24 protein-coding genes are annotated in these 22,727 nt (G+C 75.7%); 15 read left to right on the top strand and 9 right to left on the bottom strand.

Annotated features, from left to right (window positions below):
- The first annotated feature begins 119 nt into the window (after positions 1-119).
- From DQ239_RS17730 to DQ239_RS17710, 5 genes are all read left to right on the top strand, one after another.
- Positions 120-389, top strand: coding sequence for a metal-sensitive transcriptional regulator (locus DQ239_RS17730; protein WP_113835779.1), 270 nt, complete (start codon positions 120-122; stop codon positions 387-389).
- A gap of 36 nt (positions 390-425) precedes the next feature.
- On the top strand, positions 426-632 hold the full coding sequence (locus DQ239_RS17725; protein ID WP_113835737.1) for a heavy-metal-associated domain-containing protein: 207 nt from the start codon (positions 426-428) through the stop codon (positions 630-632).
- 25 nt (positions 633-657) lie between these two features.
- The gene (locus DQ239_RS17720) at positions 658-1,578 is read left to right on the top strand and encodes a hypothetical protein (protein ID WP_113835736.1); all 921 of its coding nucleotides are present in this window, start codon (positions 658-660) and stop codon (positions 1,576-1,578) included.
- Complete coding sequence (locus tag DQ239_RS17715; RefSeq protein WP_113835735.1) at positions 1,575-3,878, top strand: heavy metal translocating P-type ATPase; 2,304 nt, start codon at positions 1,575-1,577, stop codon at positions 3,876-3,878. The genes DQ239_RS17720 and DQ239_RS17715 overlap by 4 nt, the downstream gene beginning before the upstream one ends.
- Before the next feature lie 175 nt (positions 3,879-4,053).
- Positions 4,054-4,407 carry a hypothetical protein gene (locus tag DQ239_RS17710; RefSeq protein ID WP_113835734.1) on the top strand — a complete coding sequence of 118 codons (354 nt, stop codon included), beginning with the start codon at positions 4,054-4,056 and terminating at the stop codon, positions 4,405-4,407.
- Here the strand turns inward: DQ239_RS17710 and DQ239_RS17705 are convergent.
- On the bottom strand, positions 4,404-5,330 hold the full coding sequence (locus tag DQ239_RS17705) for a M56 family metallopeptidase (protein WP_113835733.1): 927 nt from the start codon (positions 5,328-5,330) through the stop codon (positions 4,404-4,406). The two genes, DQ239_RS17710 and DQ239_RS17705, sit on opposite strands and share 4 nt — an antisense overlap.
- A 5-nt stretch (positions 5,331-5,335) precedes the next feature.
- On the bottom strand, positions 5,336-5,680 hold the full coding sequence (locus tag DQ239_RS17700; RefSeq protein WP_113835732.1) for a BlaI/MecI/CopY family transcriptional regulator: 345 nt from the start codon (positions 5,678-5,680) through the stop codon (positions 5,336-5,338).
- A 126-nt stretch (positions 5,681-5,806) separates the two neighbouring features.
- Here DQ239_RS17700 and DQ239_RS17695 point away from each other — a divergent pair, with 126 nt between their 5' ends.
- From DQ239_RS17695 to DQ239_RS17680, 4 genes are read left to right on the top strand one after another with little or no spacing between them, the layout of a single operon-like run.
- A complete protein-coding gene (locus DQ239_RS17695) occupies positions 5,807-7,354 on the top strand; it encodes a cytochrome ubiquinol oxidase subunit I (protein ID WP_233489454.1) in 1,548 nt (515 codons plus the stop codon).
- 14 nt (positions 7,355-7,368) lie between these two features.
- On the top strand, positions 7,369-8,379 hold the full coding sequence (gene cydB, locus DQ239_RS17690; RefSeq protein WP_113835731.1) for a cytochrome d ubiquinol oxidase subunit II: 1,011 nt from the start codon (positions 7,369-7,371) through the stop codon (positions 8,377-8,379).
- Positions 8,376-11,699, top strand: a complete 3,324-nt coding sequence (cydC, locus tag DQ239_RS17685) for a thiol reductant ABC exporter subunit CydC (RefSeq protein ID WP_113835730.1) — start codon at positions 8,376-8,378, stop codon at positions 11,697-11,699. Before cydB ends, cydC begins: the two co-directional genes overlap by 4 nt.
- 48 nt (positions 11,700-11,747) lie before the next feature.
- Positions 11,748-12,302, top strand: coding sequence for a dihydrofolate reductase family protein (locus DQ239_RS17680; protein WP_113835729.1), 555 nt, complete (start codon positions 11,748-11,750; stop codon positions 12,300-12,302).
- On the opposite strand, the gene DQ239_RS17675 is transcribed toward DQ239_RS17680, so the two are convergent.
- Both DQ239_RS17675 and DQ239_RS17670 read right to left on the bottom strand, forming a co-directional pair.
- On the bottom strand, positions 12,303-12,629 hold the full coding sequence (locus tag DQ239_RS17675) for a hypothetical protein (protein ID WP_113835728.1): 327 nt from the start codon (positions 12,627-12,629) through the stop codon (positions 12,303-12,305).
- A gap of 62 nt (positions 12,630-12,691) precedes the next feature.
- Complete coding sequence (locus DQ239_RS17670) at positions 12,692-13,345, bottom strand: hypothetical protein (RefSeq protein ID WP_113835727.1); 654 nt, start codon at positions 13,343-13,345, stop codon at positions 12,692-12,694.
- A 19-nt stretch (positions 13,346-13,364) separates the two neighbouring features.
- On the opposite strand from DQ239_RS17670, the gene DQ239_RS17665 reads away from it, so the two are divergent.
- The 3 genes from DQ239_RS17665 to DQ239_RS17655 all read left to right on the top strand — a co-directional run bounded on the left by DQ239_RS17665 (position 13,365) and on the right by DQ239_RS17655 (position 15,605).
- Positions 13,365-13,598: a hypothetical protein gene (locus DQ239_RS17665; protein ID WP_113835726.1), complete on the top strand. Its 234-nt coding sequence runs from the start codon at positions 13,365-13,367 to the stop codon at positions 13,596-13,598.
- A gap of 57 nt (positions 13,599-13,655) precedes the next feature.
- Positions 13,656-14,972, top strand: coding sequence for a PP2C family protein-serine/threonine phosphatase (locus DQ239_RS17660; RefSeq protein ID WP_233489453.1), 1,317 nt, complete (start codon positions 13,656-13,658; stop codon positions 14,970-14,972).
- 81 nt (positions 14,973-15,053) lie between these two features.
- Entirely contained in the window at positions 15,054-15,605 is a 552-nt protein-coding gene (locus DQ239_RS17655; RefSeq protein WP_113835725.1) for a hypothetical protein, read from the top strand.
- 1 nt (position 15,606) lies between these two features.
- Here DQ239_RS17655 and eutC read toward each other — a convergent pair whose 3' ends face one another.
- From eutC to DQ239_RS17630, 5 genes are all read right to left on the bottom strand, one after another.
- Positions 15,607-16,329: an ethanolamine ammonia-lyase subunit EutC gene (gene eutC / locus DQ239_RS17650; protein WP_113835724.1), complete on the bottom strand. Its 723-nt coding sequence runs from the start codon at positions 16,327-16,329 to the stop codon at positions 15,607-15,609.
- Entirely contained in the window at positions 16,326-17,741 is a 1,416-nt protein-coding gene (locus DQ239_RS17645; RefSeq protein ID WP_113835723.1) for an ethanolamine ammonia-lyase subunit EutB, read from the bottom strand. Before DQ239_RS17645 ends, eutC begins: the two co-directional genes overlap by 4 nt.
- The gene (gene eat, locus DQ239_RS17640) at positions 17,738-19,195 is read right to left on the bottom strand and encodes an ethanolamine permease (protein WP_113835722.1); all 1,458 of its coding nucleotides are present in this window, start codon (positions 19,193-19,195) and stop codon (positions 17,738-17,740) included. The genes DQ239_RS17645 and eat overlap by 4 nt, the downstream gene beginning before the upstream one ends.
- A 122-nt stretch (positions 19,196-19,317) precedes the next feature.
- Positions 19,318-20,214, bottom strand: coding sequence for an SDR family NAD(P)-dependent oxidoreductase (locus tag DQ239_RS17635; RefSeq protein ID WP_113835721.1), 897 nt, complete (start codon positions 20,212-20,214; stop codon positions 19,318-19,320).
- A gap of 60 nt (positions 20,215-20,274) precedes the next feature.
- Positions 20,275-20,679 (bottom strand): hypothetical protein, encoded by a 405-nt coding sequence (locus DQ239_RS17630; RefSeq protein ID WP_113835720.1) that lies wholly within the window; start codon positions 20,677-20,679, stop codon positions 20,275-20,277.
- A 149-nt stretch (positions 20,680-20,828) separates the two neighbouring features.
- Here DQ239_RS17630 and DQ239_RS17625 point away from each other — a divergent pair, with 149 nt between their 5' ends.
- Genes DQ239_RS17625 through DQ239_RS17615 form a run of 3 tightly spaced genes read left to right on the top strand, consistent with a single transcriptional unit; the run spans position 20,829 to position 22,693 of the window.
- Positions 20,829-21,473, top strand: coding sequence for a hypothetical protein (locus tag DQ239_RS17625; RefSeq protein WP_113835719.1), 645 nt, complete (start codon positions 20,829-20,831; stop codon positions 21,471-21,473).
- A 39-nt stretch (positions 21,474-21,512) separates the two neighbouring features.
- A complete protein-coding gene (locus DQ239_RS17620) occupies positions 21,513-21,782 on the top strand; it encodes a DUF2277 domain-containing protein (RefSeq protein ID WP_113835718.1) in 270 nt (89 codons plus the stop codon).
- 53 nt (positions 21,783-21,835) lie between these two features.
- Entirely contained in the window at positions 21,836-22,693 is an 858-nt protein-coding gene (locus DQ239_RS17615) for an SDR family oxidoreductase (RefSeq protein WP_113835717.1), read from the top strand.
- The last annotated feature ends 34 nt before the right edge of the window (positions 22,694-22,727 follow it).

The following is a 22,727-nucleotide window of genomic DNA, read 5'->3' as shown; positions in this document are numbered from 1 at the left end:
TCCTGGCGGGCGGTCGACACCCGGACCGCCCGATCAGGAGGACCGCAGTGACCACTCCCGACCAGCCGGACGCCACGACGGCGCCGGCCGAGGAGTCGCCCGACCACCAGCACGGCTACATCCACCGCAAGGACGAGTACCTCAAGCGCCTGCGCCGGATCGAGGGACAGGCACGCGGCCTGCAGCGGATGGTCGAGGACGAGAAATACTGCATCGACATCCTCACCCAGGTCTCGGCCATGACCAAGGCGCTCCAGGCGGTCTCCCTCGGCCTGCTGGAGGAGCACCTGAGCCACTGCGTGGTCGCCGCCGCCCGCGCCGGTGGCCGCGAGGCCGACGAGAAGGTCCGCGAGGCCTCCGAAGCCATCGCCCGCCTCGTGCGCTCCTGAACCCTCCCCCGCACTCCCCTCTGGAAGGACACCGCCATGAGCACCGCCAGCTACACCGTCGTCGGCATGACCTGCGGCCACTGCGTGAACGCCGTCACCGAGGAGGTCTCGGCCGTCCCAGGCGTGCAGACCGTCGACGTCGACCTGGAGTCCGGCGGCCTCACCGTGTCCAGCGAGGCGCCGGTCGACGACGCCGCCGTCCGCGCCGCCGTGGAGGAGGCCGGTTACTCGCTGGCCGGCTGACCGGCCCCCGGGAACCGACCCCGCCATGAACACGCCCTCGAGACTCGCCGCGTTCGGCGTCGGCCTGGTCGCGGTCTTCGGTGCCGCCACCGGCGTCGGCGCGGTCGTCGGCCCGGTCGGCCCGGCCGCGGCCGACGGCGCCGCGCACGACATGGCGCCCGGCGGGGAGGCGGCCCACGGAGCCGGCGCGGCTCACGAGGGCGACGCCGCACACCTCCCCGGCGGGCTCGCGGTGTCCGAGGACGGCTACACCCTCGCCCTCGACCGGCTCGCCCTGCCCGCGGGCGACGACGTCCCGGTCGCCTTCCGCATCCTGGGGCCGGACGGCCGTGCCGTGACCGACTACGCCGTCCGCCACGACGAGGACCTGCACCTCGTCGCGGTCCGCCGCGACCTGGCCGGCTACCAGCACGTGCACCCCGAGCTCGGCGCCGACGGCACGTGGCAGGTGCCGCTGGACCTCTCCCCCGGTTCGTGGCGGGTGTTCGCCGACTTCGCGGCCACCGCCGACGGCGAGGACCGCACGCTCGGCGCCGACCTGGACGTCGCCGGCGACTACTCACCGCTGCCCCTGCCCGCGCCATCGCGCACCGCCGAGGTCGACGGCTACGAGGTCTCCCTGGACGGCGAGCTGGTGGCCGGCGAGGAGTCGGAGCTGACCCTCACCGTGCGCCGCGACGGCGCCCCGGTCACCGACCTGCAGCCCTACCTCGGCGCCTACGGGCACCTGGTGGCCCTCCGCGCCGGCGACCTCGGCTACCTGCACGTCCACCCCACCGGCGAGCCAGGCGACGGCGTGACGCCCGCCGGCCCCGGCATCACCTTCGCCACGACGACGCCGTCCCCGGGCAGCTACCGGCTGTTCCTGGACTTCCGGCACGGCGACGTCGTCCGCACGGCCGCGTTCACCGTGACCGCCGGCGCCACCGAGGAGCACCACGGATGACCACCGCCCCCACCGGGCCGCTGACCGACGTCGAGCTGCTCATCGGCGGGATGACCTGCGCCTCGTGCGCCGCCCGCGTCGAGAAGAAGCTCAACAAGCTCGATGGGGTCACCGCCACCGTCAACTACGCCACCGAGAAGGCGAAGGTCAGCGTCACCGGCGACGTCACCACCGACGACCTCATCGCCACCGTCGAGAAGACCGGCTACACGGCGACGCTGCCCGCGCCGCCGGAGGCGGAGGAGGAGCGGCCCGAGGCCGATCCGGTCGCAGCGCTCCGCACCAGGCTGCTCGTCTCCGTGCTGCTCAGCGTGCCGGTGATCGCCATGGCGATGGTGCCGGCGCTGCAGTTCGAGTACTGGCAGTGGCTGTCGCTCACCCTGGCCGCCCCGGTGGTCGTCTGGGGCGGGCTCCCGTTCCACCGCGCCGCGTGGACCAACCTCCGGCACGGCGCGGCCACGATGGACACGCTCGTCTCGCTGGGCACCCTCGCCGCCTTCGGCTGGTCGCTCTACGCCCTGTTCTGGGGCACGGCCGGGACGCCGGGCATGGTGCACCCCTTCGAGCTGACCATCGAGCGCAGCGACGGCAGCGCCAACATCTACCTCGAGGCCGCCGCCGGGGTCACGACGTTCATCCTCGCCGGCCGGTTCTTCGAGGCACGGTCCAAGCGGCGGGCCGGGGCCGCGTTGCGCGCACTGCTCAAGCTCGGGGCCAAGGACGTCTCGGTGCTGCGCGGCGGCGCCGAGGTGCGGGTGCCGGTCGACCAGCTGGCGGTGGGCGACCTGTTCGTCGTCCGTCCCGGCGAGAAGATCGCGGCCGACGGCGAGGTGACCGAGGGCTCCTCGGCCGTCGATGCCTCGATGCTCACCGGGGAGTCGGTGCCGGTCGAGGTGGGCGCGGGCGACGCCGTCGTCGGCGGCACGGTGAACGCCGGCGGCCGGCTGGTCGTGCGGGCCACCCGCGTCGGGTCGGCGACCCAGCTGGCGCAGATGGCCCGGCTGGTCGAGGACGCGCAGAACGGCAAGGCGGAGGTGCAGCGGCTGGCCGACCGGATCTCCGGGGTGTTCGTGCCGGTCGTCCTGGTGCTGACCGTCGCCACGCTCGGCTTCTGGATCGGCACCGGTGCGGGCCTGCCGGCGGCGTTCACCGCGGCGGTCGCCGTGCTCATCATCGCCTGCCCGTGCGCGCTGGGACTGGCGACGCCGACCGCGCTGATGGTCGGCACCGGCCGCGGTGCGCAGCTGGGCATCCTGATCAAGGGCCCCGAGGTGCTGGAGAGCACCCGCCGGGTCGACACCGTGGTCCTGGACAAGACCGGCACCGTGACCACGGGTCGGATGACGCTGCTGGACCTCGTCCCGGCCGACGGCGAGGACGCCGACCGGCTGCTGCGGCTGGCCGGCGCCCTGGAGGCGGCCTCGGAGCACCCGATCGCGCAGGCGGTCGCCGCCGCGGCGGCCGAGCGCGGTCCGCTGCCGGGCGTCGAGGGCTTCACCGCCGTCGAGGGCCTCGGCGTGCACGGGGTCGTCGACGGCGCCGCGGTCGTCGTCGGCCGCCCGCGCCTGCTGGCCGACCGGTCCGCCCCGCTACCCCCTGCGCTGCGGCGGGCCGTGGACGAGGCCGAGCAGGCGGGGCGCACCGCGGTCGCCGTCGCATGGGACGGAGCCGCGCGCGGGGTGCTCGTCGTCGCCGACGCGGTCAAGCCCACGTCGGCCGCCGCGGTCGCCCAGCTGCGCGGGCTGGGGCTCACCCCGGTCCTGCTCACCGGCGACAACGCGCGCGCCGCGCGGACCGTGGCCGCCGAGGTCGGCATCGACGAGGTGATCGCCGAGGTGCTGCCCCGGGAGAAGGTCGACGTGGTGACGCGGCTGCAGGCCGAGGGCCGGGTCGTGGCCATGGTCGGTGACGGCGTCAACGACGCGGCCGCCCTCGCCCGGGCCGACCTCGGGCTGGCCATGGGCACCGGCACCGACGTGGCGATCGAGGCCTCCGACCTGACCCTGGTGCGCGGTGACCTCCGGGCCGCGGCCGACGCCATCCGGCTCGCCCGGCGCACGCTGGCCACGATCAAGGGCAACCTGTTCTGGGCCTTCGGCTACAACGTGGCCGCGATCCCCCTGGCCATGGCCGGGCTGCTCAACCCGATGATCGCCGGGGCGGCCATGGCGTTCAGCTCGGTGTTCGTCGTCACCAATTCGCTGCGGCTGCGCGGCTTCGCGCCCCTGCCGGAGAACCGGGACGCCGCCACCGCACTCCCCTCGGCGCCGGCCCGCGCGGAAGAACCCGCCCGCCGCTGACCTGCCCGTCCGCATGCTCGGCCCCTGCCCACACCGGTGGGCAGGGGCCGACGGCGCGACGAGCGACCTGCCGCCCTCCTCCCCCGACGCCCCTCCCCGGATGCTCTGCCTCTGCTTGCCGGGGTAAGCAGAGGCAGACCGTGCCGGACCACCTCGACCGCGAGCGGAGACCCCGATGCCCGACCAGCCCCGCCGCCGGGCAGTCCGCCTCGTCGCGGCGAGCGGCGCCGCCGCCGGGTTGCTGCTGCTCGCGGCGCCGCAGCCGGTCCTCGACGCGGTCGCGCCGGAGTTCCCGCGGGAACGCCGGTGGCTGGTCCGCGCGCTCGGCGCCCGCATGCTCGCGCAGCACGCCGCCGTCCTGGCCCGGCCCGGGCCGACGGTCCTGACCGCGGCGGCCGGCGTCGACCTGCTGCACGCCGCCACCATGCTGCCGTTCGTGGCGTCGCCCCGGTACGGGCGCGCGGCCCGGCTCAGCGGAGCGGTCGCGCTGGCCTCCGCACTCCTCGCCCGCCGCGGCGCGGCCGGCTAGAGCGCCGGGAGCAGCAGCAGCGCCGTCGGCAGCAGGAGCAGCAGCCCGGCGCCGAGCAGCGCCGCGGCCCGCGCGGCCGGGGTCAGCGGGGCCGGCGGCTCCAGCAGCCGGACGACGCGGGCCCGCACCGATCCACCGGTCACCGCCAGCGCACCGCCCGGCACCTCCGCCCCCGGCCGCCCCGCCGCGGCGACGATCGCCTGCGCCAGGGTCCGCCGCGGGTCGGTGCCGTCCAGCTCCGGCAGTGCGACGTCGTCGGCCCGCATCTCCACCAGCTCGCGGACGGCGGCGTGCGCGCGCCCGGCCGCCGGTAGCACGGGCAACGCCGCCTCCCAGGCGACGAACGGCAGCAGGTACAGGTGGTGGTGCTCGCGCAGGTGCGCCCGCTCGTGCGCGACGACGGCGGCGAGCTCCGCCTCGTCGAGCTCGGCGACCATCCCGGAGGAGAGCACCAGCAGCGGCCGGGCGCCGGGGATGCAGAAGGCCACCGGCGCGGGGTGCTCGAGCAGCCGGGTGTCCGGCGCGGCACCGGGTGCGACCACCAGCTCGAGCAGCTCCCGGTGCCGACGCCGGGTGCGGGCGGTGCGGTACCCGGACAGCGCCAGCACGCCCACCAGCTCGACGGCGAGCACCGCGGCCAGCGTCATGGTCACCCAGTGGTCACCGCGCACCGGGTCGCCGGCCGCCTCGCCGCGCACCCACGACCACCACGCCTCGGGCAGCGAGTGCCCCCAGGGCGCCAGGCCGTGCACCAGCAGCGCGCCGATGATCGACAGGCCGCCGGCCAGCCCGAGCGCCTGCCAGCAGACGAGCGCGACCAGCGGGTCCCGGGCCGGCCACCGCGCGCGGCCGAGCAGCGCCGGCACCGGCCACGCCAGCAGCGCGGCGAGGACGGCGAGGGCGGCCGCGGTGACGGGCAGCACGGGGGTCAGCCGCGAGCGAGCAGCTCGCGCAGCATCCGGGCCTCGTCCTCGTTGACGCTGCCGACGAACCGCGCCAGCACGGCCTGCCGGTCCGCGGCCTGGCCGAGCACCTCGTGCATGAGCTCGGCGGCGTGGTCCTCGCGGCTCGCACGGGCGGTGAAGCGGCGCGGCCGGGCCTCGTCGTGGGTGACGAAGCCCTTCTGCTCGAGCCGGGTCAGCACGGTGTGCACCGTGGTCAGCGCAACGCCGCGGTCGGCGAGCCCCGCGCGCAGCTCGGTCGCCGCGACCGGACCGTCGGCCGACCACAGCTGGTCCATGACGGCCCGCTCCAGCTCGCCCAGCGAGGCCATCGCTCCTCCTGTCGTACGGGTCACAGCACGTTCTTCTACGTGTCGTAGAAAAGTTTCTTCTACTCGGCGTAGAAAGAACGTGTCGATCGTACGACGGTCATCGCCGCGAGACGAGGAGCAGGTGCCGTGGACGTCCTGGGCATGGACACGCTGGACATCGCGCGCTGGCAGTTCGGGATCACCACCGTCTACCACTTCCTGATGGTGCCGCTGACCATCGGCCTGGGGATCCTGGTCGCGGTCATGCACACCATGTGGGTGCGCACCGACAAGCCCGAGTGGCTGCGGATGACCCGCTTCTGGGGCCGCATCTACCTGATCAACTTCGTGCTCGGCGTGGCCACCGGCCTGGTGCAGGAGTTCCAGTTCGGCCTGGCGTGGTCGGAGTACTCGCGCTTCGTCGGCGACGTCTTCGGCTCGCTGCTGGCCCTCGAGGCGCTGCTGGCGTTCTTCCTGGAGTCGACGTTCCTCGGCCTGTGGATCTTCGGCTGGGGCCGCATCCCGAAGAGGCTGCACCTGGCCGCGCTGTGGGCGGCGGTCATCGGCTCGATCGTCAGCGCGTACTTCATCATCGCGGCCAACTCGTGGATGCAGCACCCGGTCGGCGTCACGGTGGGCGAGGACGGCCGGCCGGTGCACACGGACTTCCTCGCCGTCCTCACCAACAACACCGCGCTCGCCGCGTTCAGCCACGCGATCGTCGCCGCCCTCATGGTCGCGGGCGCGCTGCTGGTCGGCATCGGGCTGTGGCACCTGCGCCGGCGGAAGCTGGCCGGGCAGCCGGCCACGGACGTCGACCACGCCGTGTGGCGCCGTTCGGTACGGCTCGGCGGCTGGGTCTCGCTGGCCGCGTTCGTGCTGACGGCGCTGACCGGCGACTGGCAGGGCAAGCTCATGTACGAGCAGCAGCCGCTCAAGATGAGCTCGGCCGAGGCGCTCTGCGAGACCGAGGCGCCGGCGTCCTTCTCGATCTTCGCCTGGGGCAAGCTCGGCAACAACGAGTGCGACGACGTGCACTCGCTGACCGTCCCGTACGTCCTCAGCTACCTCGCCCACGGCGACTTCTCCACCGCCGTCCCGGGCGTGAACGAGCTGCAGGAGGAGTACGCGGCCGTCTACGGCGAGACCTACCCCGACGACCCGAGCTTCGGGGACAAGGCCGGGGAGCCGATCGACTACACGCCCCTGCTGGCGGTCACCTACTGGAGCTTCCGGCTGATGATCGGCATGGGTGCGGTGTCGGCCGGGGTCGCCGCGTACGCCCTGTGGTCCACCCGCCGGGGGCGAGTGCCGACGTCGCGGATCGGCGTGTACGGCTCGCTGCTCGCCGTCGGCGCTCCTTTCGTCGCGAACGCCGCGGGCTGGATCTTCACCGAGATGGGCCGCCAGCCGTTCGTCGTCCACCCGAACCCGGACGTGCCGGTGGAGGACCAGGTCTGGTTCTTCACCGCCCAGGCCGTCTCCCCCGGCATCAGCGCCGCGGAGGTCTGGACCTCGCTCATCGCGCTCACCGTCGTCTACGCCGCGCTGGCGATCGTGGAGCTGTGGCTGATCGGCCGGTTCGTGCGCGCCGGCGTCACCACCGGCGATGGCTCCCCCACCCCGGAACCACCGGACGACGGCGACGGCGAGACACCGCGCCGCGACGACGACGTCCTCCAGTTCGCCTACTGACCAGGAGCGTTCCCGTGGACCTGCCCACCCTCTGGTTCGCCGCCGTCGCGGTGCTGTGGACCGGCTTCCTCCTGCTCGAGGGGTTCGACTTCGGCGTCGCGGCCCTGTTGCCCGTGCTCGGCCGCAAGCCGCAGGACCGGCACCTCATGCTGCGCAGCATCGGCCCGCTGTGGGACGGCAACGAGGTCTGGCTGATCACCGCGGTCGGCGCGGTGTTCGCCGCCTTCCCCGGCTGGTACGCGACCTGGCTCCCGGCGATGTACCTGCCGTTCGTGCTCGTGCTGTTCGGCCTGATCATCCGGGCGGTGGCCTTCGAGTGGCGGCACTCCCATCACACCGAGGGCTGGGACGCGACGTGGACGAAGGTCATCACCGGCGGCTCGCTGATCGCCGCCCTGGGCATCGGCGCGGCGCTGGGCGCGACCACCCTCGGCCTGCCCGTCGACGCCGACGGCATCCGGGTCGGCGGCCCCTTCGCCGGCTACTCCTGGCCGGCGCTGCTCGGCGCGCTCGCCGTCCTCGGGTTCTCGCTCGTGCACGGGGCGCTGTTCCTCGCGCTCAAGGTCGACGGCGACGTGCGGCTGCGGGCCCGGGCGTTCGCGCGGCGCTGGTCGCCGGTGGCCGCGCTGCCGCTGCTGGCCTGGGCGGGCATCACCCACCTGCGCTACGGGACGCCGGTCACCGGGGTGCTCTGGCTGGTCGCCGCGGCGGCCGTGGTCGTCGCGTGGGCCAAGATCCGGCTGGACCGGGAGGGCTCGGCGTTCGCCGCCTGGGCGGTGCTGCTCGTGGCCTCGGCCGCGACCATCTTCGGCGCCGCCTATCCCGTCGTCCTGCCCTCGACGATCGACGTCGCCTTCGACGTGACCGCCGCCGACGCCTCGGTCAGCGACTACACCCTCACCGTGATGACCTGGGCCGCCGGTGTCGGCCTCCCCGTGGTGCTCGGCTACCAGGCGTGGACGTACTGGGTGTTCCGGAAGCGGCTGACCGCCGAGCCGGTGCACGACGAGGCCGTGCCGGCGTGAGCGGGCGCGGACCGCTCGGCGCGCTGGCCGGGGTTCCGGGGCTGACCGGCGCGCTGGTGCGCGCGGCGGCAGCGGCGCTGGCGCAGACCGCCGGCCTGGTGCTGCTCGCGGCCGGCCTGGCGCACGCCGTGGCACGCGGCTCCGGTCTCGCGGAGGGACCGCTGGCCGGCCCGCTGCTGGTCGCCGCCGCGGGGGCGGCGCTCCGCTCGGCCGCGGGCGCTGCCGGCGACGCGCTGGCCGCCCGGGACGCCCGCCGCGCCGAGGACCGGCTGCGCCATGCGCTGCTGGACCGGCTGACCGCCTCGCCGGCCGCCGTCGCCGCCGCCGGCGGTCCCGGCCCGGCCGCGGTGCTCGCGACCACCCGGCTGCACGACCTCGGCCCCGCGCTCGCGACCTACCTGCCGGCGCTGGCACGCACGCTCGTGGTCCCGCCCGCGCTGCTGCTCGTCCTCGCCGCCACCGACCTGCTCTCCGCGGTGCTCGTCGCGGTCACCCTGCCGCTGGTCCCGCTGTTCATGGTGCTGGTCGGGCGGTACACGCAGAGCGCCACGGCCGACTCCGCCCGCGCCCTGGACCGGATCGCCGCCCACGTCGCCGAGCTGGTCCGCGGTCTGCCCGTGCTGGTGGGCCTGGGCCGCGCCGCCGACCAGGCGCGGGCGCTCGCCCGGCTCGGCGAGGCGCACCGCACCCGCACGATGGCCACCCTCCGGATCGCCTTCCTCTCCGCGCTGGTGCTCGAGCTGATCGCGACGCTGTCGGTGGCCCTGGTCGCGGTCACCGTCGGGCTGCGGCTCGTGCACGGCGACCTCGCGCTGGCCGTCGGGCTCACCGCACTGCTGCTCGCACCGGAGGCGTTCGCGCCGCTGCGCGCGCTCGGCTCGGCCCACCACGCCGCCGAGGACGCCTCGCTCGCCGCGGCCGAGGCGCGGGCGGTGCTCGCCGCCCCGGCACCCACCCGGGCCGTGCCGGGAGTCGACGACGACCCGCGCGGTGCCGACGTCGCCGTGCGGAGGCTCACCGTGCGCCATCCGGGCCGGACCGTCGCCGCGCTGCCCCCGACCGATCTCGCCGTCCGCCCGGGCGAGTTCGTGGCGCTCACCGGGGCCAGCGGCTCGGGCAAGTCGACGCTGCTGGCCGCGGTGGCCGGCGTGCTGAGCCCCGACGCCGTCCAGGGCGGGGTCGTCAGCGGCGTCGGCGCCGTCGCGTACGTGCCGCAGTTCCCGCGCACCACCGGCGCGACCGTCGCCGACGAGCTGCGCCGGCATGCGGGCTCCGTGCCCGGGGCGGACGAGGTCGTCGGCGAGGCGTACGTGGTCGAGGCGCTCGCCCGGGTGGGGGCGGCCGACCTCGCCGGCCGCGCCCCTCAGCAGCTCTCCCCCGGCCAGCTGCAGCGGGTGGCGCTGGCCCGGGCCCTGGTCCGCATCCGCCGCGGGGCCACCGTGCTCCTGCTCGACGAGCCCACCGCGCACCTGGACGACGACGCCCGCGCGCAGGTCACCGCCGTCCTCCGGGAGCTGCGCGGCACCGTGACGGTGCTGGCCGCGACCCACGACCCGGCTCTGGCCGCCCTCGCCGACCGCACCGTCGTGCTCCCCGCGCGGACTTTCTGTACCGAAAGTCCCGGCGCCGCCCCGGACTTTCGGTACAGAAAGTCCGTCGTGGAGGCGGGGACGGCGGCGGAGCCGGCAGAGGTGCCCGCGCCGCGCGGGGTGCTGGCCCGGGCGGGGCTGCTGGGGGCGCTCTCCGCGGGCGCCGGGGTCGCGTTGACCGCCGTCTCCGGCTGGCTGATCGTGCGGGCCGCGGAGATGCCGCCGGTGCTCACGCTGCTGGTCGCCACCGCCGGCGTCCGGTTCTTCGGCATCGGCCGGGCGGTGCTGCGCTGGCTGGAGCGGCTGGCCGCGCACGACGCCGCGCTCCGGCTGGCCGCCACGACCCGGGTCCGTGTCTGGCGGGCGCTGGCCGCCCAGGGCCTGGCCGCCGACCGCACCCCCGGCGCGGCCCTCGCCCGGCTGGTCGGCGACGTCGGCGTCGTGCAGGAGCTGACCGTGCGGGTGCGCCCGGCGCTGGTCGTCGCCGCAGCCGTGCCGGTGGCGACCGTGCTCGCGCTGGCGCTGGTCGACGTCGCTGCCGCCGGGACGGTCGCCGCGGTGCTCGCGCTCACCGTCGCCGCCGTGCTCGCCGTCCACCGCCGGGTCGACGCCGGGGCGGCCCGTGCGGCCGACTCGCTCCGGGTCGCCGCGCTGCAGGACACCACGACGGCGCTCGACGGCGCCGACGACCTGCGGGCGCACGGGCTCGCAGCGCGGACGGCGGGCGAGCTGGCCGCGCGGGCCGGCACGCAGGCGGACATCGTCCGCACCGGCGACCGGGCGGCCGCCCTGGGCACCGGGCTGGTCGCGCTGGGCACCGGTCTGGCCGCCGTGCTCGCGACCGCCGTGGCCACGGGCGGCGGCCTGACCGGCCCGGCGCTCGCCGTCGTGGCGCTGGCGCCGCTCGCGCTGGCCGAGCCGCTCGCCGGCCTGGTCCCCGCGCTCCAGCGGCGCGGCGCGCTGCTGGACGCCCGCGCCCGGCTCGACGCGGTGCTTGCCACGCCCCCGCCCCCGGACCCGGCCGACCCGGTGCCTGCACCGCCGGCGGTCCACCACCTCGCCGTCGAGGAGCTGGCGGCCGGGTGGCCGGGCGGGCCGGACGTGCTGCGGGGGCTCACCGCACAGGCCCGCGCCGGCGACGGCTGGCTGGTGGTGCGCGGCCCCTCGGGCGCGGGCAAGTCGACCTTCCTCGCCGTGCTGATGGCGTCGCTGCGCCCCCGCGCCGGGCGCTACGGGCTCGGCGACGTCGACACCGCGCGGCTGGCCGGCGACGCCGTGCGCGCGCCCCTCGCCTGGCTGCCGCAGGAGGCGCACGTCTTCGCCGGCAGCATCCGGGCCAACCTCGCCGTGGCCGCACCCCGCGGCGTGCTGGCCGGTCCCGACGGCGAGGCCCGGATGACCCGGGCGCTGACCGCCGCCGGGCTGGGCCCGCTGCTGGCCGCGCTGCCCGGCGGGCTGGACACCCCCGTCGGGGCAGGCGGCACGGCGCTGTCCGGGGGTGAGCGCCACCGGCTGGCCGCCGCCCGCGCGCTGCTCGCCGACCGCGACGTCGTCCTGCTCGACGAGCCCACCGCGCACCTGGACCCGCCGACCGCCCGGGCGCTGGTCGAGGACCTGCGGACCGCGCTGGCCGGCCGGGTCGTCGTGTGCGTGACCCACGACGACGACGTGCCGCGCGCGGGCGACACCGTCGTCCGGCTCGGCGAGACCGCCGCCCGCGCGTCCGCCTAGCGCCGGCGGCACCGGAGAACTGTCGTACCGGCGCGGGACGCTGCCCGGATGGATGCGTCCTTCACCGGTTCGGTCTTCCTCGGCATGAGCGTCGACGGGTTCATCGCCCGCCTCGACCACGACCTCTCCTGGCTCACCGGCGGCGACGACGCCGGCGGACCGCCCGACGACGGCGAGGGCGGCGACTTCGGGTTCGGCGAGTTCGTCGCGAGCATCGACGCGCTCGTCATGGGCAGGTCGACCTACGACGTCATCTCCCCGCTGGCCGAGTGGCCCTACCAGGGCAAGCCGGTCCACGTCCTCAGCAGCACGCTGCCCCCCGACGCCGACGGGCGGATCGTCGTGCACCGGTCCTTCGACCAGGCGGTGGACGCGCTCACCGCGGCCGGCTACCGCCGGGTCTACGTCGACGGCGGCCGCACGGTGCACCAGTTCCTGGTCGCCGGGCTGATCGGGGACCTGACGCTGTCCCGGGTGCCGGTGCTCATCGGCACCGGCCACACGCCCTTCGGCGAGCTCCCGGCCGACATCGCGCTCGAGCACGAGCGCACCCGGACGTTCGCCGGCGGCATGGTGCAGAGCACCTACCGGGTGCGGCGCTGATCAGCCCGCGGTCGTCGCCGGACCGGCCCGGAGCACCTCGAACCCCGGGCACACCGGCAGGTCGCCCGCGACGACGAGCCGGACGGCGATCGGGTGGCCGAGCACGTGGCAGGCCTCGACCACGGCTCGGGTGTCCGGATCGAGCTCGGCGAGCAGCTGCCCGTGCAGCTCGGGCCGGACGCGGATCTCGCGCGGTTCGGCCGCACCCGGCCGCCAGGCGACGGCGAGGACGTCACCCACGGGGTCGGGGCGGTGCCAGTGCGCCGGCCGGGCGGCGGTGGCTGCGGTGGCCGGGGAGGCGGTGGCGCTGACGGTGGGCTGGAGCACGATGGCCCTCCTGTACGGGCCCCGGCGCCCTGGTTCGACGCGGCGGCACCCTGGTCGCTGGACTACCCGTCAGCGCGGAGATTCCCACCAGGGTCCGACACTTCCACGAGGATCTCGTCGCCGAGCTCCGCGCCCTGCAGCAGCTCCAGGTCGTCGCCGGACCAGAACGCGCCGGGGTCGTACCAGTTCTCCGGGCGCGTGGCCGGGAGCAGGCCCATCGCGGTGTAGGTCGCAGCCACCAGCTCCGCGCAGTACACCCCTTCGGCCGAGGTGCGCCGGCCCAGCCGCCCCTTGATCCAGCCGGCGGCCAGCCCGCGGGTGGTGGGGAACGGCCGGCCGTCCAGCCGCGCCACGGTGCGCAGCACGGCGTCCTCCATCTCCCGGGTCACCCCGCCGTCGTCGGCCGGCCCGACCAGCTGTCGCAGGTAGGGCTGCTGGCCGTACTTCCGGCGCCAGGTCAGGACGGCGTCGCGCAGGTCGTGCAGCTGCACGCCGCGCTGGTGCTGGCCCGACCAGACGTCGGGCAGCGACCGCCCGAGCTCGGCGTGCCACAGCAGCGGCGGCAGGTCCTCCAGGACGACCGCCATGCCGACGTGGTTGACCGGGGCGTTGGTCAGCGTCTGGATCGCCCGGTCGGCCACCGAGGCGCCGCGGAAGATCCAGACGTCACCGGTGCGGGTCAGGTCGACCGCGGCGTCGAGCGGGAGCGCAGGCACGGGGCGCTACGTTACGGACGTGCGCCCCTGGAAGCTGCTCGGACTGGCCGGCCTCGCCGGTGTCGCCGCGACCGGTGCGGTGCTCGCCCGCGACGAGCGCCAGCGCCGGGCGCTCACCCCCGACGACGTGCGGGCCCGGCTGCACGAGCGGCACGCCGCCCTCGCCGCCGTCCCGGAGCCTGCGCCACCGACGCCGGCCGAGCTGCGCGCCGGCCGCACCCACCGCGTCGCCCGGCTGCTGCGCCGTCGCTGACACCGCCGCGGGGACGGTCCGAGTTTGACCGCCACCCCGATCGCGCATGCAGGACCGGTGGCGAACGACGGATCGCACGACGACGGCTCACCCGAGGACCACGAGAGCTCGCCCACGGTCGGGTTCCGGGACACCACCGGCGACCTCGGGCTGCACGAGAGCCTCGGCGAGCGGCTGCTGGGGGCGCTGCTGGACCGGGCCCACCTCATGCCCCCACGCCTGGTCGGTCCACTCGTCGCGCAGGAGCTCACCCACGCGGGGGCGAGCGAGGTGAGCATCCACCTCCAGGACCTCGACCAGGTGACCCTCCAGCCGGTCGAGGGCCGCGGCCTCGTCGGGGACGGCGAGCCCATCGACGGCAGCACGATCGGCACCGCCTTCGCCACCGACCAGCCGATCGAGGTGGCGGTCCCCGGCGGGGTCCGCCTGCACCTGCCGATGCTCGACGGATCCGATCGGGTCGGCGTTCTCTCCTTCACGCTGCCCGCCGTCGGCGCGCACGACCGGCGCCTCGCGCAGCGGGTGGCGGGCCTGGTGGCCGACCTCGTCGTGACGAAGGACGACTACACCGACACCTTCATGCACGTGCGCACGACGCAGGAGCTCGGTCTCGCCGCGCAGCTGCAGCGGCAGAGCCTGCCGCCGCTGGCGATGACGACCCCGGACGTCGACCTCTCCGGAGCGCTCGAGCCCGCCTACGAGGTGGGCGGGGACAGCTTCGACTACGCCGTGAACAAGCACGTGCTGCACCTGCTGGCCCTCGACGCGATGGGGCACGGGCTCGAGGCCGCGACGATGGCCACCGTCGTCCTGGCCGCCTACCGGCACGGCCGGCGGCGCGACCTGTCCCTGGTGGAGCTGTACGCCGAGACCGACCGGGCGGTCGCGGCGATGTTCCCCGGCAAGTTCGCCACTGCCCACCTGGCCCGGCTCGACCTCCGCGCCGGCGAGCTGACGTGGGTCAACGCGGGCCATCCGCCGGCCCTGTGGGTGCGGGACGGGGCGGTGATCGGCGAGCTCACCGGACCGGTGAGCCGGCCCATCGGGTTCGGCGGTGGCGAGCCGCACGTGCAGTCCCACCAGCTCGAGCAGGGCGACCGGCTGCTCTTCTTCACCGACGGCGTCGTCGAGGAGCGGCTGGACGGCGGCGAGCAGTTCGGCGAGAAGCGGCTGCGCGAGGTCCTGGAGCAGACGACCACCGAGGGCCTGCAGGCCGCCGAGACGGTGCGCCGGTTGTCGCACGCGCTGACCGCCGCTCGCCGCGGCCGGACCAGCGACGACGCGTCGCTGCTCCTCGTGGAGTGGAAGGCACCGCCGCGGGACGACGAGCTCTCGCCCGACATCCCGGAGTCGCGACCCGAGAGCCGCGCCTGATCGGTTGCGTGCCACCGGTGTGCCCCCGGCGGCGCAGGGTAGGGACGACGGACCGTCCGTCCCCCAGCCCTGGAGATCCCCATGGCCCGCCACACGCTCTCCCGCACGCTCCACGACCTCGGCCTGTCCGCCTGGTTCGGAGGCACGCTGGCCAACGCGGTCGCGCTGAACTCCGCCGCGGGCGAGGCCGGTTCCGACGCCGCCACCGGCCGCGTGGCCAACGCCGGCTGGGACCGGTGGACCCCGGTCAACGCCGCCGCCATCGGCGCCCACCTGGTCGGCAGCGTCGGCCAGCTCCGGGCCGACAAGGAGCGGGTCGCCGCCCAGCAGGGCGTCGCCGGCATGTCCGCGCTCAAGACCCTGGTCACCGCCGCCGCCCTCGGTGCCACCGCCTACAGCCGGGTGCTCGGCCAGAAGGTGTCCGCCGCCGGGAGCCCGCCCTCCAAGCGGGGCACCTGGCCCAGCCGGCGCACCAAGGCGCTGGCTCCCGACGTCGCCGCCGCCCAGCAGCAGCTGGACACCCTGCAGTGGGTCATCCCGGCGCTGACCGGTGTGCTGGTCGCGATCAGCTCCTACGCCGGCGAGCAACAGCGCCCCGGCGAGGTGGCGCGCGGCGTCTCCGCGACGGCCTGACTCATCCGGGGAGCGCCGCCTCGTCCTTGAGCGCGACCCCGGAGGCGCCCAGCTCGCAGGCGCCGGCCAGCAGCGCGGCGATCGTGCCGGCCGCCTGGTCGTAGCCCAGCCCGTGGGGCGGGCGGACGTTGGAGACGCAGTTGCGCTCCGAGTCCACCCGCCCCGGGCGCGGGTCCCAGGTCAGGTAGGCACCCAGGGAGTCCGCCGACGACAGCCCCGGCCGCTCACCGATGAGCACGACGACGGCGCGCACTCCCAGCGCCGCCCCGACGGCGTCCCCCAGCCCGACCCGGCCCTGGTGCGCCAGCACGAGCGGCGCCACCGACCAGCCCGGCAGCCGAGCCAGCAGCGCCGTCACCAGCCCACCCGCGTGCTCGTGCACGGCCCGCGGCGAGAGCCCGTCGGCGATCACGATGCCCAGGTCCGCGCCGGTGGCCGGCAGGTCGGTGCCCTCGGCGAGCTGCCGGCCGAGGTCGGGGCGCTGCAGGTACTCCGCCCGGCCGGCCGCGGCCGAGCGCACCTCGAGCACCTCGGAGCCGGGCAGCGCGGCCCGCACGACCTCGGGCTGCAGCGGCGCGTGCACCGCGTCGCGGGCGACCGCGTGCGCGCGGCGGAACTCCAGCTCGCGGGAGGTCGGCAGCGCGTCACCGGCCCGGCCCAGCGCCACGCGGGCCCGGGTCGCGCCGCGCAGGACCGCCCAGGGGTCGTCCCCGACGACGCTCACGGCCGCGCCGCCGCGAGCAGCGCCTTCGCCGCGGGCGCGTCCGGTGCCAGCTCGCGCACCCGGCCGTCCTCGGCGAGCAGGTCCATCCGCGCCAGCCACTCCTCGAACTCCGGCGCGGGCCGCAGCCCGAGCACCTGCCGGGCGGTGAGGACGTCGGAGAACGACAGCGACTGGTAGTGCAGCATCACGTCGTCGGACCCCGGGACGGCGATGACGAACGAGCAGCCGGCCGCCCCGAGCAGCAGCATCAGCGCGTCGGTGTCGTCGGGGTCCACCTCGGCGTGGTTGGTGTAGCAGACGTCCACGCCCATCGGCAGGCCGAGCAGCTTGCCGCAGAAATGGTCCTCCAGGCCGGCGCGCAGCACCTGCTTGCCGTCGTAGAGGTACTCCGGCCCGATGAAGCCGACGACGGTGTTGACCAGCAGCGGCCGGAAGTGGCGGGCCACGCCGTACGCCCGCGCCTCGAGCGTCTGCTGGTCCACGGGCCGGCCGTCGATCCCCCGGTGCGCGTCGGCCGACAGCGCCGACCCCTGGCCGGTCTCGAAGTACATGACGTCCCGTCCCACCGTCCCGCGGCCCAGCGCCAGGGCGCCCGCGCGGGCCTCGGCGAGCAGGTCGAGGGTGACGCCGAACCCGCGGTTGGCGCCCTGGGTGCCGGCGACCGACTGGAAGACCAGGTCCACCGGCGCCCCCTGCTCCAGCGCGCGCAGCGTCGTCGTCACGTGGGCGAGCACGCAGGACTGCGTCGGGATCCCGTACCGCGCGATGACGGCGTCGACCAGCTCGAGCAGCGCCACGGTCTGCGCCGGCGAGTCGGTGGCCGGGTTGATGCCGATGACGGCGTCACCGGAACCGTGCAGCAGCCCGTCGAGGATCGACGCGGTGACGCCCAGCGGATCGTCGGTCGGGTGGTTGGGCTGCAGCCGGGAGGCCAGCCGGCCGGGCAGCCCCAGCGTCGACCGGAACCCGGTGACCACCCGCGCGCGGCGCCCGACCGCCACCAGGTCGGCATTGCGCATCAGCTTCGACGTCGCTGCGACCATCTCCGGGGTGAGCCCGGGCGCGAGCGCCGCGATCGCCGGCTCGTCGCCGGCGGCCGCCCACGCCAGCAGCCGGTCGCGGAACTCCCCCACGGTCAGCGACGCGACCGGCGCGAAGGCGGTCGCGTCGTGGGTGTCGAGGATCAGCCGGGTGACGTCGTCCTCGTCGTAGCCGACGACCTGCTCCTCCAGGAACGTCGCCAGCGGCAGGTCGGCCAGCACCGTCTGCGCGGCCACCCGCTCGGCCGCCGACGCCGCGGCGCACCCCGCCAGCACGTCGCCCGAGCGGTGCGGGGTCGCGCGGGCGAGCAGGTCGGACAGCGAGGCGAACTCGTAGGTGTGCCCCCCGAGCGTGGTCCGGCGGACGGTCACCGCACCTCCTCGTCGGCGGCGGCCAGCAGCGCGAACTCCTCCTCGGGCGCGGAGGCGACGAGGTGGTGCCGGCTGTAGAGGGCGAAGTAGGCGAGGAAGACCGCGTAGGCGGCCAGCGTCCACAGCGCCGCCTCGACGTCGACCAGGAAGGTGGCGACCACCGCCGCCGCGGCCAGCACCAGCGCGACGCCGGTCGTCGCGACCCCGCCGGGGGTCCGGTAGGGCCGGTGCAGCTCGGGCTCGCGGCGGCGCAGCACGATGTGGCTGACCATCATGAGCACGTAGGAGACCGTCGCCCCGAAGACGGCCATGTTGAGCAGCATCGCGCCCTCGCCGGTCAGCGACAGCACGAAGCCGATGGCCCCGGGGACCAGCAGGGCGAGCACCGGGGCCCTCCGGCGGTTGGTCACCGACAGCGACCTCGGCAGGTAGCCGGCGCGGGAGAGCGCGAACGTCTGGCGCGAGTAGGCGTAGATGATCGAGAAGAAGCTGGCGACCAGCCCGAACAGCCCCGCGTAGTTGACGACGTCGGTGAGGGCGTCCGACGCGCCGGCCACCTCCAGCGCCTCGACCGGCGGGTTCCCGCTGGCCGACATCGCCTCCGAGCCGCCGGCCCCCGCGGTGAACACCAGCATCAGGACGGCGAGGACGAGCAGCACGCCCATGGCCGCGACGATCCCCCGCGGCAGCGCGCGGGCGGGGTCGCGGGCCTCCTCCGACGCCAGCGGCACGCACTCCACGGCGAGGAAGAACCAGATGGCGAACGGGAAGGCGGCCCACACGCCCAGCCAGCCCTGCGGCAGGAAGTCCGAGGCGCCGGCGGCGTCGGTCGGGGCGATGTCGAGGAGGTTGCCGGAGTCGAAGGCGGGGATCGCACCCACCAGGTAGAGCACGAGGCCGGCGACCGCGACCGCGGCGATGGCCAGCATGACCTTGAGCGCCTCGCCGACACCGAGCAGGTGGACGCCGATGAACAGCGCGTAGGCGGCGAGGTAGACCCACCAGCCGTCGGTGAGGCCGAACAGGCCGAGGGACTCCACGTAGGCCCCGATGAAGGTGGCGATCGCGGCGGGCGCGATCGCGTACTCGATGAGCACGGCCACCCCGGTCGCGTACCCGCCCCAGGGCCCGAGCGCCCGGCGCGCGAACGTGTACCCGCCACCGGCGGTCGGCAGCGCCGAGCCGAGCTCGGCCAGCCCGAGCCCCATCGACCCGTACATGACCGCCATGAGGACGACGGCGACCAGCAGCCCGCCGAAGCCGCCCTCGGCGAGGCCGAAGTTCCACCCGGCGTAGTCGCCGGAGATCACCGCGGCCACGCCGAGCCCTGCCAGCAGCACCCAGCCCGCGGTACCGGTCTGCAGCTGCCGCTTCTGCAGGTAGCCCGCGTCGACCGTCTCCGCCTCGACACCGGCGGAGTGGTGGGCGGACCGGGCGCTGGGTTCGACGGTCATGGCGGGCCTCTCCGGTCGGCCCCCGCGAGCCCGGGGTCGCCAGCCTGGCCCTGTCCCCCACCGCTGGGCAACGGGTTGCGACGGCATGGAACACGGAGTTCACGCCGCCGCCACGCCGTTCCTCAGATGCTGCGCCAGCGCCCCTCGGTCGCGTTGCCCGAAGGCCTGCTCTCCAGCACGTTCCCGGTGGTCGGCGGCACGTCGTCGTTCGCGATCGCCAGCTGCTTGAGAAGCGGCCCGACCAGGACGTCGTAGACGCCGGGGACCAGCCGGAAGCCCGCGGTGATGATCGGGTTGAACACGCCCGACTGCACCACCCGGCGCGGCCGGTCGAGGGTCGACAGCACGCTGCGGGCCACCCGGAACGGCGAGTAGACCGGCGGTGGCGGCCGGCCGGTGCTGCCCACCCACGAGGCGGCCTGGGTGTAGATGGGGGTGTTCACCCCTCCCGGCTGCACGATCGAGATCGAGATGCCCGGTTCGTCGCGCGTCTCCAGCTGCAGCGTGCGCACGAGGCCCAGCTGCCCCCACTTCGCCGCCACGTAGCTGCCCATGAACGGGGCGGAGATGTTGCCGAGCAGCGAGTTGACGACGGCGAGGTGCCCGGCGTGCTGCTCGCGGAAGACCGGGAGGACGACGCGGGCGAGGTTGGCGGTGCCGTGCAGGGCGGTGTCGACGACGGTCTGGAAGATCTCGCGCGGCAGCTGTTCAACGGTGCCGTAGGCCATCACCTGCGCGGAGTGGACGACGACGTCGAGCCGGCCGAACCGCCCGGTCGCGGCGCTGACCGCGGCCCGGATCTGGTCCTCGTCGGTGACGTCGCCGGGGCAGACCACGACCTCCTTGGCGCCGGCGGCGCGCATCTCGGCGGCGGCCTCCTCCAGCGAGTCGCGGCCGCGGGACACGAGCACCAGCTGGGCACCGCGGCCGGCCAGTTCGAGGCCGGTGGCGCGGCCGATGCCGCTGGAGGCACCGGTGATGAGCGCGGTCAGGGGTGTGCCGTCGGACGGGATCGGCATGAGGTGGATCAGCTCCTCTGCTGGGGCGACGTCCGCACGCCTACCCGAGGGGTGCGCACGTCAACCGGCCGCGACCTCGTCCAGGCGCGCGAGCAGCCAGCCCGGCCCCACGACCTCCACCGCGCCCGGCAGCCGGTCGCGCAGCCCGCGGTCCGCCGTCACCACGAGGACGGCCCGGCCCTCGGCGTCCAGGGCGGCGGCCTCCGCGGCGAGCGCGTCGTCCCCGCTGCCCGGCGCCCGGACCAGCCGCACCGGGTCCACGCCGGGCACGTCCCGGGCCCGGCCCTCCACGACCGCGACCACCGCCTCGCAGTGCACCGGTGCGCCGTCGGGCCCGAGAAGGGTCCGGCCGGCCAGGGCGGCCAGCCGCGCGAGCAGCCGGGCGGTGGCGCCGGCCCGGTCGCGCCACCAGCCGTCGGGCCGCGAGCCCACGACGTTCGCCACGTCGACCAGCAGCACCGCCATCGCCGCCCCCTTCCGCCTCGTCGCCGTCCCTACCCGTTCGCCCGACCGGGCGACACCGCGTGTGCGCAGGTCAGAGGCGGGAACCGGGGCGGGGACGACTGCCCCGGGGGACCGACGCGGACCGCGTCCGCTTGCGAAGGAGACCCACCATGGCGAACAACGGACCCACCGCCGACCGACGCGACGAGACCGTCGTCCAGCCGGCGGTCACCGACTCCGCCGGCCGGCACACCGCTCCCCCGACCGCACGCGAGGCGGTCGACGCCCAGCGGGCCACCTTCGGCGGGATCAGGTGGGGCGCGGCGTTCTTCGGCTGGCTGTCGGCCAACGGGCTGGCCGTGCTGCTCATCAGCCTGCTGGGTGCGGCCGGCGTGGTGTTGGGCCTGGCCCAGGGCATGGACTCGGCCGACGAGGCCGCCGAGCAGGCGGAGACGATCGGGCTGGGCGGCGCGATCGCCGTGCTCGTCGTGCTGTTCCTCGCCTACCTGGCGGGCGGGTACGTCGCCGGCCGGATGGCCCGCTTCGACGGCGTCCGGCAGGGCATCGCCGTCTGGGTCATCGGGCTGGTCGTCGTCCTCGTGCTGGCCGCGGTCGGCGCGATCGCCGGTGCCCAGTACAACGTGCTGCAGGAGCTCGACCTGCCGCGCATCCCGATCGACGAGGGCACCGCGACCAGCGGCGCCGTCGTCACCCTGGTCGCGATCCTGCTGGCCACGCTGCTGGGGGCGATGCTCGGCGGGAAGCTCGGCGACCGCTTCCACCGCAAGGTCGACCGCGCGGGCTTCCCCGCCTGACGGGTGGGCACGGCCCGGCGTCCCTCTTAGGCTCCGGGCATGTGCCGGAACATCCGCCCGCTGTCGAACTTCGAGCCGCCGGCGACCGACGACGAGATCCGTGCCGCCGCGCTGCAGTACGTGCGCAAGATCAGTGGGACGACCAAGCCCTCCCGGGTCAACACCGAGGCGTTCGACCGGGCCGTGGAGGAGATCGCCGAGGTCTCCTCCCGGCTCCTGGCCGAGCTGGTGACGACGGCCCCGCCCAAGGACCGCGAGGTCGAGGCCACCAAGGCCCGTCAGCGCGCGGCCCTGCGCTACGGCACCTGAGCGACGTCACCCCCGCCGGGAATGGTTGAGGCTTCATGCACCTTGCCCCGCGCATGAGCCTCTTCGCCGTCACCGGCGCGACCGGGCACCTCGGTCGCCTCGCCGTCTCGTCCCTGCTCGACCGGGGCGTGGCCCCCTCCGATCTCGTGGCCGTCGTCCGCGACGCCGGCAAGGCGGCCGACCTGGCCGCGCGCGGTGTCCAGGTGCGGGTGGCCGACTACGGCGACCCCGCCGCCCTCGAGGCCGCGTTCGCCGGGGTGGACCGGCTGCTGTTCGTCTCCGGCAGTGAGGCGGGCCGCCGCGAGGTGCAGCACCGCAACGTGGTCACCGCGGCACGGGCGGCCGGCGTGCAGCGGATCGTCTACACGAGCATCGCGAACGCCGACACGAACAGCACCCCGCTCGCGGTGGAGCACCGGCTGACCGAGCAGCTGCTGCGCGACTCGGGCATCGACACCGTCCTGCTGCGCAACAGCTGGTACGTCGAGAACTACACCGCCCAGCTGCCGCAGTACCGCGCGACCGGGGCGATCGTCGGCGCGGCCGGCGAGGGGCGGGTGGCCGCGGCGACGCGCGCCGACTACGCCGAGGCCGCCGCTGCGGCCCTGCTGGCCGACGAGCCGGACACCGCGACGTACGAGCTCGGCGGCCCGGCCTTCACGATGGCCGAGCTCGCCGCCGTCCTCGGGGAGGTCACCGGCACCGACCTCGCCTACCGCGACCTGCCGCCGGCGGAGTTCCGCGCCGGGCTGCTGGCCGCCGGCCTCGACGAGGGCACCGCGGACTTCGTGCTCGCGCTCGAGCTGGCCACGGCCGCCGGCGAGCTGGACGTCCCGCCGACCGACCTGAAACGGCTCCTCGGCCGCCCGGCCACCGACCTGCGCACCGCCCTGACGCAGCTGGTGGGCTGACTCACCGGCATCGGTGGTGCACAACGGGAGTGGC

Origin of the sequence: Blastococcus sp. TF02-09 (assembly GCF_003319105.1) — a bacterium.
Classification (GTDB): Bacteria; Actinomycetota; Actinomycetes; order Mycobacteriales; family Geodermatophilaceae; genus Blastococcus.
Note: the sequence above shows the minus strand (reverse complement) of the source record. Positions and strands in the feature narration are given on the sequence as shown.